The sequence below is a fragment of the Methylobacterium sp. J-092 genome (assembly GCF_022829325.1).
Lineage (GTDB): Bacteria > Pseudomonadota > Alphaproteobacteria > Rhizobiales > Beijerinckiaceae > Methylobacterium.
In genome coordinates this window covers 90349-105413 of sequence record NZ_JAKSXU010000206.1, presented here as the reverse complement: position 1 = coordinate 105413, position 15065 = coordinate 90349, and the positions used below count along the sequence as shown (strand labels likewise).

Annotated in this window: 11 protein-coding genes; 1 reads left to right on the top strand and 10 read right to left on the bottom strand. The window is 65.1% G+C overall.

Annotation, left to right across the window (positions count from 1 at the left end; all coding sequences use genetic code 11):
• Nucleotides 1–55: 55 nt before the first annotated feature.
• The 10 genes from MKK60_RS26275 to MKK60_RS26230 all read right to left on the bottom strand — a co-directional run bounded on the left by MKK60_RS26275 (nt 56) and on the right by MKK60_RS26230 (nt 13096).
• The gene (locus MKK60_RS26275; protein WP_147841595.1) at nt 56–1405 is read right to left on the bottom strand and encodes an HlyD family type I secretion periplasmic adaptor subunit; all 1350 of its coding nucleotides are present in this window, start codon (nt 1403–1405) and stop codon (nt 56–58) included.
• Complete coding sequence (locus MKK60_RS26270) at nt 1402–3153, bottom strand: type I secretion system permease/ATPase (protein WP_243989071.1); 1752 nt, start codon at nt 3151–3153, stop codon at nt 1402–1404. The genes MKK60_RS26275 and MKK60_RS26270 overlap by 4 nt, the downstream gene beginning before the upstream one ends.
• Nucleotides 3154–3832: 679 nt before the next feature.
• A complete protein-coding gene (locus MKK60_RS26265; protein WP_243933794.1) occupies nt 3833–4429 on the bottom strand; it encodes a hypothetical protein in 597 nt (198 codons plus the stop codon).
• A 946-nt stretch (nt 4430–5375) separates the two neighbouring features.
• Nucleotides 5376–6317 (bottom strand): glycosyltransferase family 2 protein, encoded by a 942-nt coding sequence (locus MKK60_RS26260; RefSeq protein ID WP_243989070.1) that lies wholly within the window; start codon nt 6315–6317, stop codon nt 5376–5378.
• A gap of 52 nt (nt 6318–6369) precedes the next feature.
• On the bottom strand, nt 6370–7365 hold the full coding sequence (locus tag MKK60_RS26255) for a glycosyltransferase family 8 protein (protein ID WP_243989069.1): 996 nt from the start codon (nt 7363–7365) through the stop codon (nt 6370–6372).
• On the bottom strand, nt 7362–8228 hold the full coding sequence (locus MKK60_RS26250) for a glycosyltransferase (protein ID WP_243989068.1): 867 nt from the start codon (nt 8226–8228) through the stop codon (nt 7362–7364). Before MKK60_RS26250 ends, MKK60_RS26255 begins: the two co-directional genes overlap by 4 nt.
• Nucleotides 8229–8261: 33 nt before the next feature.
• Nucleotides 8262–9722: an oligosaccharide flippase family protein gene (locus tag MKK60_RS26245; RefSeq protein WP_243938614.1), complete on the bottom strand. Its 1461-nt coding sequence runs from the start codon at nt 9720–9722 to the stop codon at nt 8262–8264.
• The gene (locus MKK60_RS26240; RefSeq protein WP_243989067.1) at nt 9719–10885 is read right to left on the bottom strand and encodes a glycoside hydrolase family 5 protein; all 1167 of its coding nucleotides are present in this window, start codon (nt 10883–10885) and stop codon (nt 9719–9721) included. The genes MKK60_RS26245 and MKK60_RS26240 overlap by 4 nt, the downstream gene beginning before the upstream one ends.
• Nucleotides 10882–12126: a polysaccharide biosynthesis/export family protein gene (locus MKK60_RS26235; protein WP_243989066.1), complete on the bottom strand. Its 1245-nt coding sequence runs from the start codon at nt 12124–12126 to the stop codon at nt 10882–10884. Before MKK60_RS26235 ends, MKK60_RS26240 begins: the two co-directional genes overlap by 4 nt.
• Before the next feature lie 262 nt (nt 12127–12388).
• The gene (locus MKK60_RS26230) at nt 12389–13096 is read right to left on the bottom strand and encodes a sugar transferase (protein ID WP_243989065.1); all 708 of its coding nucleotides are present in this window, start codon (nt 13094–13096) and stop codon (nt 12389–12391) included.
• 889 nt (nt 13097–13985) lie between these two features.
• Between MKK60_RS26230 and MKK60_RS26225 the strand changes: the two genes are divergently transcribed.
• Complete coding sequence (locus tag MKK60_RS26225; RefSeq protein ID WP_243938622.1) at nt 13986–15029, top strand: Wzz/FepE/Etk N-terminal domain-containing protein; 1044 nt, start codon at nt 13986–13988, stop codon at nt 15027–15029.
• Nucleotides 15030–15065 lie beyond the last annotated feature (36 nt).

Sequence of the window (15065 nt, the reverse complement as noted above, 5' to 3'; positions counted from 1 at the left end):
GGGGCCGGACGGATCATGGAACGGCATCCGCGCCGCGGGGCGCGCGGTCAGGCCGTCAGCGTTCGCGCCAAGCCCTCCTCACTTGATCGCTCAGCGGCCGGACGAGGTAGGACAACGCGGACCGGGCGCCGATGAGCAGATACGCCTCGACCGGCATGCCCGGAACGAGGCGCAGGCCGGCGAGGCGTCTGCCCTGGTCGCCGGCGATGGTGATCCGCGCGGTGAAGTAGTTCTGACCGTTGCTCCTGTCCTGACTCACGTCGGCGGAAACCCGCGTCACGATGCCGTCGAGCTCGGGGGTGGTGCGCTGATCGAAGGCCTGCAGTCGCACGCGCGCCGGCTGATTCCTGCGGACGCTGTCGATGTCCTGCGGGCGGATCCGCACTTCGATCACCAGCGCGTCGGCTTCCGGCACGACCAGCATCGCCGGTTCCGTCGCCGAGACCAGGCCGCCGACGGTGTGCAAGCTCATCTGATGGATCACGCCGTCCTGCGGCGCGCGCAGGACGACGCGCTTCATCTGGTCCTCGGCGGAGACGCGCTTCTCGACGAGTTCCGACCATTTCCCGCGTATCTCGGCGAGCTCCTTGCCGGCGTCGGCACGCATGTCGACCACCACCTGCAGAACCTGCAGCGACGTTTCGGCGATCTTGCCCCGTACGCTGGCTATGGAAGCCAGATACTGACCGCGCTCTCCCTCCAGGCGAGCGGCATCGCGATCGAGAGCCGTTACGCGAGAGAGGGGGACCAACCCCTTGTCGTAGAGCGCACGCAGTCCTCCGAGCTCCCTCTGGATCAGGGTCATCTCATGCGCTTTCGCCTGCGCCTGAATGGAAAGGCCGGCGATCTCCTCGCGCAACTGCGCGACGTGTTCGCCGAGCTGAGCCTGCTTGCCTTCGCGGCTAGCCATGCGTGCGGCAAAGAGTCGGCGCTCGCCCTCGAGCAGCGTGGCGATACGCTCGTCGCGGGCCTCACGGCCAAGAAGGTTGGACGGGAAGGTAATCGTGCGCGCGTCGTTGAGCTCGGCCTCGCCGCGCGCGCGACGCGCCTCCATCTCGTCCATCGTCTTCAGGGTGGTGTCGAGGACGGCTCGGGTCTGTGTCTCGTCCAGCCGCACGAGGGCGTCACCGGCACGAACGCGATCCCCGTCTCGCACGAGCAGTTCGGCCACCACGCCGCCTGTGGGATGCTGCACCTTCTTGACGTCCGACTCGACGACGAGTTGCCCTGGAGCGATCACGGCGCCATCGATGTCGGTAAGGCTCGCCCATCCACCAAGGCCGAGGACGACAGCCGCCGACAGCAGCCCTGCCGCCGCGAACTGACGGTGGATCGAGGCGCGCGTCAGCGCAGGTGCGTCCAATCTCGGGAGGCGGCGAGAGATCGCGAAGAGGGGCGCCATCATGCGGCTCCCCGCGACGCGAGGTCCGGCGTCATACGCCCGGCCACCGGCGCCGCATCCGGACGACGATCCGGGGGAACCGGACGGCCGGCGGCGACCAAGGCCGAACGCAGCATGTTCGTCGTCGGGCCGAAGGCCAGCATACGTCCCTCGCCCAGCATCAGCACGAGATCGACGGCTTCGAGGGCCGCCGGACGGTGCGCGACGACGACCACGACGCCGCCACGTGCCCGCACGCCGCGGATCGCGCCCGTCAGCGCTTGCTCTCCGTCCGCATCGAGGTTGGCGTTCGGTTCGTCGAGGACGACGAGGAACGGATCCGCGTAGAGTGCCCGGGCAAGCCCGATCCGCTGGCGCTGGCCGGCCGAAAGCCCGGCCCCTCCTTCACCGAGCCTCGTGTCGTACCCTTCCGGGAGCCGTAGGATGTGTTCGTGCGCGCCCGCCGCCCGAGCGGCATGGATGATCTGCTCGGCGGTGGCTGCGGGGTCGAAGCGGGCGATGTTCTCGGACAAGGATCCCGGAAAGAGTTCGACCTCCTGGGGCATGTAGCCGATATGCCGGCCCAGAGCGTCCCTCGGCCACTGATCGATCGAGGCGTCGTCGAGCCGAATCCGCCCCCGTGCGGTCGGCCACACGCCGACGAGGGCGCGGACCAGGCACGATTTGCCGGATGCGGAGGCGCCGATCACGCCGAGCGCCTGGCCGGCCTCCAGCTGGAACGTGACCTGCTGGACGATAGCGCTCGTCGTTCCCGGCACGACGACGGCCAGATCTTCGACTTGAAGGATGCGCCGCGGCGGTGGGAGGGCGAGACGTGCCGAAGGGGCGATGTCCCGCGCGAGCGCTCCCGACAGCCGATGCCAACTCTGGCGCGCCTGAACGAAGCTGCGCCACTGTCCGATGACCAACTCGACGGGGGCCAACGCGCGCGAGACCAAGATCGAGGATGCGATCATGACGCCACCGGTCGCTTGGCCGTCGATGACGAGCCAGGCGCCGAGCGCGAGCGCTCCGGATTGGAGAAGCATGCGCGTGACCTTGGATACGGCCCCAAGACCTCCTCCGACATCGGCAACATGCTGTTGCGCAGCGAGGTAATCGCCGTTGATGGCATTCCACCGGGCGGACAGGTGCGGTGTGATGCCCATGGCCGCGACCGCCTCGGCGTTGCGCCGGATGGCTTCCGAGAGCGCGTGCCGACGCGCGGCATACGCGGTGGACCGACGGATGGGTCCCCGTGTCGCGAGTTCGCTCGCCACGGTCACGCAGGCAAGGGCGACCGCGCCGGCGACGGTGGCGAAGCCGATCAGCGGATGGAAGAGAAAGCAGATCGCGACGTAGATCGGCAGCCACGGCAGATCGAGCAGAGCCGCCGGCCCCCCGGCCGCCAGAAACGAGCGCACCACCTCGAGGTCGCGCAACGGCAGGCCGGCTTCTCCCGCCTGCACGCCACGGAGTGGAGCGCGTGCGCACACGGCAAACACGACAGGGTTCAGGGTCCCGTCCAGGATCGCACCGACCCGGACGAAGATCCGCGCCCGCAACGCCTCAAGTCCACCTTGTGCGATGTAGAGCGCCAGAGCGAGCGCCATCAGTCCGACCAACGTCGACAAGGATTGACTCGGCAGAACCCGATCGTAAACTTCGAGCATGAAGATAGAGCCGGTCAAACAAAGAACGTTGATCAATCCGCTGATCGCAAAGATTCCGGCCAGCATGGGCCAGCTGACGATTTGAAACAGCTTCGGCATCCGAAGTATCCGATTCCGCAGCGAAGGCATTTTCGACCGCGATACGGAAGCATTCCATCGTTAACAACGCATGAAAACATGCTGGCGATATATTATGCAGGCCGTGGCTCGACCCGTGAATGCTCGCCACATCGCCCCTCGGTCTAAAATCTTACTGCAGGATTTAGGACGCATCGCAGGTTTCGCGGCGATGACCGACCATCGCCGAACGATCCGACGATCCTGAGCCCGCCCGGGGGACGGCACGCGTACGACGACGTTACGGACATCCCGCGACGTACCGATGCCTGCGAGCGTGTTGCGAGGCGACGAGTTCGAGATCGACTTCGATCAGCTCGCATCGTCGAATGCCGGACATCGTCTCGGCGTCAGTCGAACCGGCAGCCCAACAATCGCAACGCCGTCATCCGTGAATGCCAGCCGTGCCGAGGCACCGGGAACACGCAGATTTCGGACGCGGAGCGGGACCCGATCGCCCGTCGGTTCGCTGCGTGATGGGCGACAGGGTAGCCGTCGAGCGAACGCAATTGGCGTTCCGCCCGTGTCCAACCACGGCGACGCGTTGCTTCCGTCCGGCGGCGGTACGATCAAACGACAGATTGAAACCATACGGCGCGGCCGACTCGCCGTATGAGCGCAGCGCTGATCCCGTCACGGCAAAGTCGCCGCCCGCCGGCTGTCAACGCTGGTCCGTGGATTCTCCCGAATCACGATTCGATTTCGCGCGTTCGGCAGCGATGCGTCGGTCGAGTTCCGAAACGACGCTCGCCCGCGAGGGAGCATTCCGTTGCCCTTGCGGCTTCACCCGTTTCGGAGACCCGACAACGAGGGAGAACGCGCGTCCGAACCAGCCAACCGCAAGCACGGTGGTCCGATACCCCGGATCGTCGATCCCGTTCCACGGGGAGCCGTCCGCTCTGCATCGGGGCTCATAGAAGGCCAGGAGCGGAAGCCACCCCCCGAAGAGGGGCCACTCGGGCAGCGCGCGACTCTGGTTCTCGGCCGCCGCCCGAACCGGATGGCCGATCCGCGGCAGGTCGGCTCGGCGGCTCCGCACCTTCTCGAGGATCCAGCCGGACAGGATATAGCTCAGTTGAAGGGCGACGAGGCCGACCGCCGCTTGACCCACTCCGCCTAGGAATGACGCCCCAGACCAGACCATGGCGCCGACATAGAGCGGCATGACCATGAGGCTCACGAGACTCAGAAAGATCCAGTTCAGGTACAGGCTCGCGATCGCCCCGCAGGCGATCATCAGGATCGGAAACAAACCCACAACCCCTGCCTCTCCCGACCGGTGAGTTTCGGCTCTAGGCCGACCGAGTCCCGCATGTCGCTCGCCGGGTCAGGACCCGATCCGCTACCTTGGCGACCCGATGATTAAGGCTTTCATAACACGAGCGTCGAGCGATTATAGATGTGTTTTTACGACGTCCGCTCGAGATTGTCACCCCGGTTGCAAATCCCATTTCGAACAGCAGCGTTTGAGATTCTAGCGAACGATAAAAATTCACGGACTTACCGTTATGGATATGATCTTGCGGAAAACGACCCCATAAAGATTGTTCACCCGGATAATATGGTCTTTGTTGTCATCTATAGATCTAGCAAATTCGGATTGAGGTCGACATACACGGAACGCAAGTTAAAAACCCCGCCGGGCCGGTCGATGAACGTATGCGGATCACCGCGCCGCCTATGTTCCACCGTTCATCGGTGACGACGCTCGGCTCGATGTCAGTCGTTATCGTTCGGCGTGATCGGGATGCTGGTTCCAAGCAGCGGTACCCAGATTCACAGATCCTCCCCGCAGGTATGGGGAGCGATCCCCGCACCTGCGACAGTGAGCCAAGGCTGGCATACGCAGGCGTTACCGAAGGCCTCCAAAGCCACCCCGACCGCGGGTGCCATGCCGGTTCGGCGGCGCGCAGACCCACAACGCTCCGCAGGCGGCGTGCCTCGACCGGCCCCTGCCCGATCCGGACCGTTCCTGATTTGCTCCAGAGCCAGCGAGCATCGGCGTGGTCGATGGCTCCGTTCTGTATGCAAGATCGGGATCGCGATCTGCAAGGCAGGCCGGTGTCTCTGCGCAGACTCCGATCGAAGCGCAACGCCGGGATGAATGTCTCCCCTGGGCAGCCGCGTCGCGGCGGGACGCCGTCACACCGGATTGCCGCCTTCGCTTGAAGTTTCTGCCGCCCGGATCATGCAGCAGGCGGAAGTCATCGAACCGTCGCGGGGGGGCCGCCGACCGCCGGTCGCCGACGTGCGAGCCGGCGAGCGATCAAGCCGAACCCGATCTGCGCGATGGCCCGCCACAGGCGCAGCCGGGACGCTTCCCTCGCGGTACGTCGCCAGTCGCGCCCGCGCAGCGCTGAGCGGAATTCGAGATACGCGAGACCGTCGAGGAGCGAGCGTCGGTACGCGGCAACGGCGGACCGGATCGAGGTCGTCATCGTGACCGACCCCAACGCGGCGTCCTGGGACGCCAGCATCGCGTCGACATCCGTGCGGGTCAGACGTCGTGACAAAGAGCCGGCGACCATCCGGTACCGGTAGAGCGGCGCGGGAAGCACTGCCAGATCGGTGCCGGCCGCCAGGCAGCGCAGACACAGATCGAAATCTTCGCCGATCCGAAGACGTTCGTCGTATCGGATGCCGCGATCCGACAGGAACGTGCGTCGGAAGATCGGCTTGAGATAGCCGAGGTTGGTGTCGCCACCCGTCAGGAGGTTTCGCCGCAGATAAGCCGCAACCGCGACGCGGAACGAAGGTCCAAGGGGGAGCATCGGCCAAGCCGTCTGGGGATCCGCATCGAGGAAACGCAAGAGATTGTCGGCCACGACGGCGCAGCCGCTCTGCTCCGCGAAGTCGATCAGAAGGCGGCTACGGTCCGGCTCGATGAGGTCATCGGCGTCGAGAATGCCGACCCACGTCCCGGCCGCGTGGGCAAGCGCAAGATTGCGAGCGGCCGCCGGCCCGCCGCTCACGCTCCGACGGAGCAGCGTCACCCGCGGATCGCGGATCGCGAAGGCGGCGACCCGGGCGGCAGTGTCGTCCCGCGACGCGTCGTCGACGACGACGACCTCGACCGCAACGTCCTCTTGCGCAAGCGCGGAGGTCAGAGCCGCTTCGATCCACGCTCCCGCATCGTGTGCGGCCATTAGGTAGGATATCGACCGTATCCCGTGGGCGCCGACACGCATGGCAGTCACGTCATCCTCCGGCACGCGCGCGATACATCATTGCGGCGGCCTCCGGTTTCAGCAGCCGACGAAACGCCCGAAAGATCGACGGGAAGTGCCAGCGCAGACGCGTCTTCACGGCATCGAGACGTTCTTTTGCGCCGCGAGCGGGCGGAGCGTCCAGGAGCGAACCGAGCCCGGCGGTGCGGGCCGCGGCAAAGAAGTCGCGACTGTAATGGACACGATGCGCGGCGTTCCATGGCTTCTGAGACGTCGTGTAGTGGATAAGATAGGGGTCCGCGCGCAGGGCGGCGTAGGCCGCCGAGGTCAGCCCCAGGAAGCCGGCCGGAACGTCGGCGCAACGTGGCTGGAAATTCCAGCCGAGGTCGAGGAATCGGACGCGACCGCGCAACACGACGTTGAGCGCATCCTGGTCCATCCAGGGCAGGTCACGGCCAGTCTCGCCGAGATAGGCAAGGACGCGCCCCTCGCATGCCTCCGCGCGCCAAGCGTGCATGTTGATGAGGAGCACCCCGGAATTGAAATAAGGCTCGTCGGCCGCGAAACCGATGGCTTCGGAATCGAGGCGAAAATGGTCCTGCACCGCTGCCAGGACATACCCTTCGAGGGGCGTCGTCCAAAGGCCGCGCAAGTCGGAACGGACGACGGTGTCGGCGTCGAGATACAGGACGCGCCCATGTCGACGATCGATGAATCGATCCAGCACGATGCGCGTATAGATGCTGGCGCTGAACTGCCGCGTGACGGGCAAATCCGCGAACAGGCCTTCCTCTAGGTCGGCGTAGCGGATCGTGCACGATCCGTGGCGGGCGGCCAGCCGAGCAAATATCGCCTCGGAGGCGGCCGGATCACGGTCGAAGCCCGCGACATACACCTCGAACGCCGTAGTCGGATTGTGTTCCAGGATCGAGCCCAGCGTCACGCCGGCTTGGCGCAGGTAAGCCCTATCGATGCAGAACAGGATGCAGATCGGATCACCTGCGGCCGTCGCCTTCCGGATCGTCATGCCGTGCCTCGAGCGGGTGCGAGGTCGCGCTTGGCTCCGAAGGCGCGGGCCCCGTCGGCGAGGGCCTGCCGGTAGCCGGCCAGGCTCATCTTGCCGCTGGCGGTGAAATACAGGCCGACGAAGATTTTGCGGAAGCATTCGAGGGTGAGGGCGGGACTGCTGCGGGCGTGATAGGCCAGCACGATCAGCGCGCCGCGGAAGTAGCGCGCGGCGGAGATGCGATCGGGAACCGGGTGCCCGACCAGCGGCCGGTCGATCAATCCCGCCTCTCGCGCACGCAGGTAGGCCCGGATGACGTAGTCGGTATCCTCGCCGCCTCCGGACGCGGTCCCGAGGCCGAGCTCCGGATCGAACCTTCCGATCGCGGCGGTCAGAGCTCCTCGGAAAAACATGTTGTTCGAAGTGGCCAGGCGGACGGCTTGGTGGGCGGCCAAAGGCGTGACCGACCCAGCATCGAAGCCGTTCGGATCGGGATCGAGGGAGACGCGGCAGACGAGCACGCCGAGGCGGGCGTTCTCGTCGAACAGATCGGCCAGGCACTGCAGAAAGCCGTCCGCGAACCAGCAGTCGTCGTCAGGAAATCCGACGACGTCACCGTCCTGAGGCGTAGCCTCCGCGACCGCATCGGCCATCATCCGGTTGCGAGCGGCCGAGATGGACATGCGTCCCGGCACCGCGTCGATGCGGCAGCAGGCTGGCGCGGCCGCACGCCAATGCATGCGGTCGGCCTCCGTCGCGTTCTGCAACAGGACGTAGTGGCGGATCTCCAGGTCATCGGCCTGCCGCACCGAGGCCAGCAGCCGCTCGAAGTCCAGGCGCCTCGGCCCGCGAACGTCGGTCGTCGTGAAAAGGATCACGGCCATCAGATTGTCTGAGCTCCCGGTTGTGGCGCCTGTTCACGCATGACGAAGGGCCCCCGGACCGATGCCGAACCGCGGCACCATGGCGCCGTAGATCGCCGCCGACAGGAGAAGCGCCGCGGAGCACGCAGCCAGCCAGCGCCCGAAACTCAGCTCCGGCACCAAGATCGTCAGGGTTGCCAAAGCCGCGAGAAGCAGGAGCGGAGTGCCGATCGCGAGCCACCCTGCCGACCGTGTGAACGCCTGTTCGCGGATCGCGATGCGCCCGAAGACGAGAAGGGCCACGAACTCCGCCGCCGTGAGGCCCGCGAGGAACAACTCGACGTCGTGGCGCCAGACGAGCAGTGCGGCACCGGGGATGACCGAGAGGGCCGAGAGGATCGAGCCGAACGCGACGAGGCGGGTGTTTCCCACGGCGTAAGCCGCCGGGACGGGGAGCAGCATGAGGAACTTCACGCACAGGCTGAGACCCGCGAGGCACATGAAGAGGCGCGACGGGCGGTAGGTCTCTCCGAAGACGAAGGCTAGGACATGGTCCCCGAGCAGGCTGAGTCCGAGCCCGTAAGCGAAGGCGAGACAGGAGAGGCACCAGGCCCAGGTGTCGTAGAGCGCGGACGTATCGGCGTCGCCCTCGCGATGCCGTACGAAAAGCGGCAGAAAGGCGCTCGTGAGGAATTTGGCCAGAACCGTCCGCGGAAGCTGCGCGGTGCCGTAGGCGACGTTGTAGAGGGCGAGGAGACCAGGGCCCAGAACGCTGCCCACGAGCAGCCGATCCGACAGATTCAGTGAAACGGCGACGCCGTTCACAAGAAGCGGCCGCCCGAACACACTCGCCTCGCGCGCGGCCTCCCGGTTCCAGTGGAGGCGGTAGGGCTGCGGCGACAACACGTGCGACAGCGCCACCGTCGTGACCGCCGTGGCCAGCATACCCCAGAGCATGCAGGAGAACCCACCGCTCAGCGCGGCGACCGCGACCGTGACCGCCAGCCCGGCGACCTGAGCCGCCGTGACGACGATGGCCTCTCGCCAGAAGACGAAGGCACGCATCGCAGCCTTCACCCCGAAGTTCTCGAACCCGCGGACGAAAACGATCAAGCCGAGAAGCGCGTAGACCGGCGCGGAATCCGAAGCGTGGAACGCTGCGGCGATCCAAGGGGACGCCGCAATCAGAACGACCGCGAGGAGCGAGGCGCGAAACAGCGCGAGGCCCTGCAGCGTGCCCATCATCGCCGTCTCCGCGTCCCGCCCCGCGGACTTGGCCAAAGGATCCACCCCCGCATCCTTGCGGACGGCGAAGATGGGAAGGCCGAAATCTGTCAGGACCTCCAGCATGCCGATGACGATGGAAAGCGAGATCGCGAGGCCGAACTCCGCTGGCGCGATCAGATGCGCGAGCGCGACGTTGCGGGCGAACGGTAGTACCGCCTCCAGCATGTTCGCGGCCAGGAGCGGCGCGCTCCGTCCCAGACCGCCCATTTGCAGCCGTAGCTTTTTCACGACGCGCCGACTCCCAGGGCATCGAGCATCGCGGCATCGATCGCGCCGCGACCCGCACCCGGACTACGGAAGCCGAACGAATCGGAATCGTCCCACAGCGCCCAGCCCCAGCCGCGCTGTTCGTAGGCACGCCGCGAGGCCCGCACCCACGCGATCCGTGCCGCGACAGGCGCTGTCTTGGCGTAGACGCCGAACTCTCCGACATAGATCGGAACGTCACCGTGCGACTGAGCCCAATGCGAAAGCCGATCGTACTGCACTTCCAGCGCGGACGCGGTGAAGCTGCCGTCGGCGATCTGGTCGTGCAGGAATCCGCGGGCGCGCGGGTCGGACGTCGCTGCGGAGGCCGCTTCCGCCTGGCCTCGATCCAACGGCCAGCCCAGGCCGGCAATCGAACGCGCGACGTCCCAGGTCCAGGTCGCCCCCTGATGCGTGAACAGAAGCGGCGCGTAGCAGTGCACGGTGTAGACGACTGCGCCATCGTGATAGGGCGTATGGGCAACCAGATCGTCGATCCCGCTCCAGCCGCCGCCGTTGGCGATCACGGGCCCTTTCGCGCCTGCGCTCCGGATTGCCTCCAGCGCCCGCGCTTGAAGCGTCCACCACGCTGGGCCGGCAAGCGGCTCGGGCTCGTTGAGAATTTCCAGAACCGCACCGATCGGATGCGCAGCGACCGCGCCCGCGAGCTTCGACCAGCGCGCGACGAAGGTCGCGGCTCCGGCGGGCGTCTGGAGCGGATTCTTCGAAGCGCCCACGGGATGCATGTCGACGACGACCGCGAGGCCGGCCCGCGCGATCATGTCCAGAGCCCTCCCAAGCGCTTCGAGCACCGGCTCGACGAACTGAGGTTCGCCGTCGCCGGATTGAAACAGGGCATCCGGTTCGACGCCGAGGCGGACATGGGTGAATCCGGCTTCGGAGAGAAGGCGGAGATCGTCCGAGGTGACGAAGGTCTTGAGGTGGCCCGCGCCGTAGCCCTCGAAGCTTTGGGCGAACCAGTGCGAGAGGTTGACGCCCCGTGCGAGCTTCCCGAGGCCGTCCGGCGCGGAGGCCGACACCGCGCCGGAGAAGCCGATGCCGGCCACGGCCGCGAACCCGCCGATCGTCCGGACGACGCTGCGTCGGCTCGGCATGCCCGCGCCCGGCGCGGACCGCACCGTCACTGCGTGATCTCCGGGACCTCTGTGTGAAGAGCGACGTCGACGGTGTCGCCGGGAACCACCGGGGTGTCCTCGCTGGCCGCCTCGGTGCCGCCGCCGTTCGCCGCAGCGTGGACGATGCGGATCGCCGGTGTCGCGCCGCCACCCCGACTGAGCTGCGAGCGGATGACGCCGGTGTACGTGATCTTCTCGCTCACGCTCTGGAGCTTGGAACGGACCTCACCCAGTTCGACCGTCGCCTGCTCGGTCTGAGCAAGGATTTCGGAGCGGGACGTCTCGTCGAGACGCGCCACCTTGCGCCGGGCGTCGTCCCGCTCGCGGATGGTGTTCACGAGCTGGACGCCGGTCTGGAGCGATTGGGTCGCTGAGAACAGGAACAGGCGCCGCGCCTCGGACAGGCGGGTCATGGGAAGGTTGCCGCGCTCCGAGAATTCCTTGAGCTTGTTGTAATCTGCGGTATCGACCTGGACGTTCTCATCGTCCTTCACTTGCCGAGCCCGAAGCATCGCGATCTGATCGTCGGCGGTTTTCACGGCGCCCGTGAGGAACGCGGACTCCGCGATGAAGCGCTCGTTCGCGACCGCGAGCTGGGTCCGCGCGTTTACCCGCAGTGACTCGAGAACGGCCTTTGGCAGAGGCGCCTGCGTCTGTGCGTCCAGAGCCGCATCCTGCTCCTTGTCGCGCGGAGCGTTCTGATTCTTGAGCCGCCAGATCTTCGCTTGCAGCTTCACGTACTGCATCCAGAGAACCTGATAGTCGTTCCGCAGGTCGGCGGATTCAAGAAACGGGTTGTTCATGCGAAAGCGCATGATCTCGTACCCTCCCGCCAGCGCGACGGCCTGCCGAACGGTCATCCCGGGCCGAAACACCTGCTCACCAGGTTTGGTTACGTCACCGTTCACGTAAACCGGTCGATATTCGGCGATCGTCACCATCACCATGTCCGGCCCAATAGCCGTGATGCTGTCGCGTCCATCGGACATGCGCTGCTGGTAGAGCTTGCGCGACAATTGATCTTTGATCAGCGTCTGGGCCGCGGAAAGGCCAAGCCCGGCGACCTTGACCGGACGCGTCATGGGCACGGCCACCGCGCCGTCCGGGTTCACTACGCTGCGCTGCTTCAAGTCGGGAAGACCCGCAACCGCGATCTCGACGGTGTCGCCCGGCTGGATGAGATACTCCGCATGGGCGCACACGGTCAGGCCACCCGACACGATCGCCGCCGCGAGGCCGAGAGCCGACATCCGACCGAAGATTGCTATCGGAGCTGCGTTAGAATTCATGGCGTGGTCCTGTTTCCGAAGCTTGCAACGTCGAAGTCGACGACGAACCCGTGCGACATCTGACAAGGGAACCGGAAGGTCGGACGGGCCCGGCGGTTCCTGGTCCTGCGCGACCGCTCCGTATCGGGCGACGACCGCAGGTCGAAGATGGAGGTGGGCTCCGGTCCGATGAAGGAGCACATTCGCAATCCGGGACGACCGTCGCCCGTTTCCGCGGCGGGTATCAATAGGCGCTGGAGCTGAACATCATCTCGCGGACCGTCGCGGCGATGACCTTGATATCTTGCCGCAAATTAGCGGTCTGGATGTAGTTCAAGTCGAACTCGATCCGCCGCGCCATATCCGAAATCTGCGGAGTCTCGCCGCGGGCGCCGCTGACTTGGGCCAGCCCGGACAAACCCGGCTTCGTGAAGAACCGCTCGTTGTAGCGGGGGATGCGTGATGCATAGAACGCATCGTGCGAGGTAGCGTGCGGACGCGGTCCGATCAGCGACATGTCGCCCTGGAGGACATTCACGAGTTGCGGCAGCTCATCGATGCTGGTGCGACGGATGAAGCGCCCGATCGTGGTGATACGTGCGTCGTCGCGGGTTGCCTGGACCACGAGGGTGTCCGACGCTTCGACCGCCTTCATCGAGCGAAACTTATAGATGACGAACGGCTTCCCTCCCGCACCGCACCGGGTCTGGCGAAACAGGATTGGCCCCTTCGAGGTCGCACGGATGATCAAGGCGACCATCAACAGTAGCGGAAGCAACGCCAGCAGCAAGGCACCCGCCAGCGACACGTCGAGCAAGCGCTTGCGGCGAGAAAGTAGATAGCCGCTCGGTTCGTCCGTGCGGATGGCCGGAGCCGTTTGATCAGTCGAACGGACCGATGAGGGAAAGCCGAGCGGCCGAACGACGGTGAGGACAGCGCGCCGGCTCGTCACCGTCGACTCACGTGACGTCTGACTTGTAAACGCACGATCGACCATTGGCGAACCCACTTAAAAATTTGTTAACGCCCTTAAACTGCGAGTTTATGAACGCTCGTCAAGGAGGCTCCGCTAGTAAAGATGGCTGCACTTAGCTTCTGTTGATGAAATTTTAACCAAAAAAAAGGGGAACGGTCTCGCCGCTAGGAAAGAGATCTGAGGGTTGGACGCTTACAAGGACCGCTGCGAGAAATATATTTCTTCAAGGATTGATCTCATCTGTAATGATTTTGGTTTCTGCGTGCCCTACGAGACGCAGCGAGCCATCTGTCCAGCGGGCCGCATGCGTAGGGATCGCCTTCGCACCGCACCAATTGTGCGCCCGAGTACGGCCCGAAATCGTAGAGCGACGATCGGTCGTGCCTGATCCCCGTCCGAAGGGTACTTCTGATCGTCCGAACTGGGTGTAGACACCACCACAGTGCAAACTCAAGCGGTGAGCATTGGTGTAAGCAGACGATGAGATAGGGCGATTTAGAGATATAATTCTTTGATTTGTATCGGTGATTGAAGTTGGGCGTCATCACGAAACCGTGAGTGGCGCCGTTTGCGCCATCCGAGACGGCCGATGTCGAAATATCTTTTTTGATGCACAAATTTTTTGCGTGCGCTGCAACATAAGCCGCGATAGCCTAAGTTATCGCCGTAATACCGGAGTCGCTCAGGTTATATCCTTACTCATCATGTTTACCTTTCAGCATAGCGAACGACCTCGTTGCAGTACGGCTGTCGGTCGACTGATGGAGTGCAGAATCACCGTGCGATCACGGGACTGCGGATCGATGAGCGTCGGTCCTCGACCGTTTGGAAGGGCATTTGACGTTATGCCAGGGAGTAGATGACGATGGGTTACTATTCCCGGCAGGATGCCGTGGTCCGAACCTTCGGCCCCGACCCGGCTCCAGCGCGCCCTCAGCCGGAGGGCCCGGATTTTCTAGCGGCACTGCTAAACATTCGGCGGAACTGGCGCTCGCTTGTGTTGCCGGCAGCGGTGACCGTGCTGATCGCGATTGCTTACCTAGTCTTGGCGACGCCGCAGTTCACGTCGACGGGCTTGATCCTGATCGATACAAAGAACAGCGCTGCTATGCGATCGAACGTGCCGCCGGCGATCGATGCGAACGTCGAATCCGCCAATATCGAAAGTCAGGTCGAACTCCTGAAATCGGAGCGGATCCTGCGCCGGGTGGTCGAGAGTGAGAAGCTCGTCGGCGATCCTGCGCTGCGGGACGGGCCCGTGTCCCGTGCCGTGGGTGCCATCACCGGGACCATCGCCTTCTGGAAGCACCCCGTTGCCAAGCAGCCGGACGATGAGATCACCGCCGCGGCGCGTACCCTGCAGAAACTGACCTCGGTCCGCCGGATTGGCCTTACCTATGCGGTCGAGGTGGCGGCAACGATGCCCGATCCGGCCCAGGCCGCGCGCGTCGCGAATGCCTACGCCGCAGCCTTCATTGCCGACCAGATGGAGTTGCGTGAGGAGATGGCGCGGCGCTCCAGCAAGCTGCTGCAGGCCCGCACCGACGAGTTGCAAGCGAAGGCACAGCTCGCCGAGCGGGCCGTGGAGGAGTTGAAGTTCTCCGGCTCGCTTGAAGGCGAGAACTCGGCTTCGGCGCGCGTGACGCTGAAGAAGTTTGAGAGTTCCGCGCAGGCCTATCGCGTTCTTCACGACAAGTTCCTCGAGCGGTACGCCGAGACCTGGCAGCAGCAGTTCCTGTCGCTCCCGGACGCTCAAGTCGCGAGCGCGGCCTACCCGCCGCAATCGAAGAGCGCTCCTAGGAGTGCGGTGGTCCTCGCGATCGCCTTGTTCATCGGCCTCGCCCTTGGACTGCTGCGCATCTTCATGACCGGTCGCGGCGATTTTTCCCTCCGCCGAGTCGGAGCGTGATCGTCGACGCTCCGCAATTTCTCACCGCAGGATCAC

Coding starts and splice junctions, on each gene's coding strand:
- MKK60_RS26270 (WP_243989071.1), bottom strand. CDS start 3,153: ATGCCGAAGCTGTTTCAAATCGTCAGCTGGCCCATGCTGGCCGGAATC.
- MKK60_RS26260 (WP_243989070.1), bottom strand. CDS start 6,317: ATGGCCGCACACGATGCGGGAGCGTGGATCGAAGCGGCTCTGACCTCC.
- MKK60_RS26225 (WP_243938622.1), top strand. CDS start 13,986: ATGGGTTACTATTCCCGGCAGGATGCCGTGGTCCGAACCTTCGGCCCC.
- MKK60_RS26235 (WP_243989066.1), bottom strand. CDS start 12,126: ATGTCGGCTCTCGGCCTCGCGGCGGCGATCGTGTCGGGTGGCCTGACC.
- MKK60_RS26275 (WP_147841595.1), bottom strand. CDS start 1,405: ATGATGGCGCCCCTCTTCGCGATCTCTCGCCGCCTCCCGAGATTGGAC.
- MKK60_RS26250 (WP_243989068.1), bottom strand. CDS start 8,228: ATGGCCGTGATCCTTTTCACGACGACCGACGTTCGCGGGCCGAGGCGC.
- MKK60_RS26255 (WP_243989069.1), bottom strand. CDS start 7,365: ATGACGATCCGGAAGGCGACGGCCGCAGGTGATCCGATCTGCATCCTG.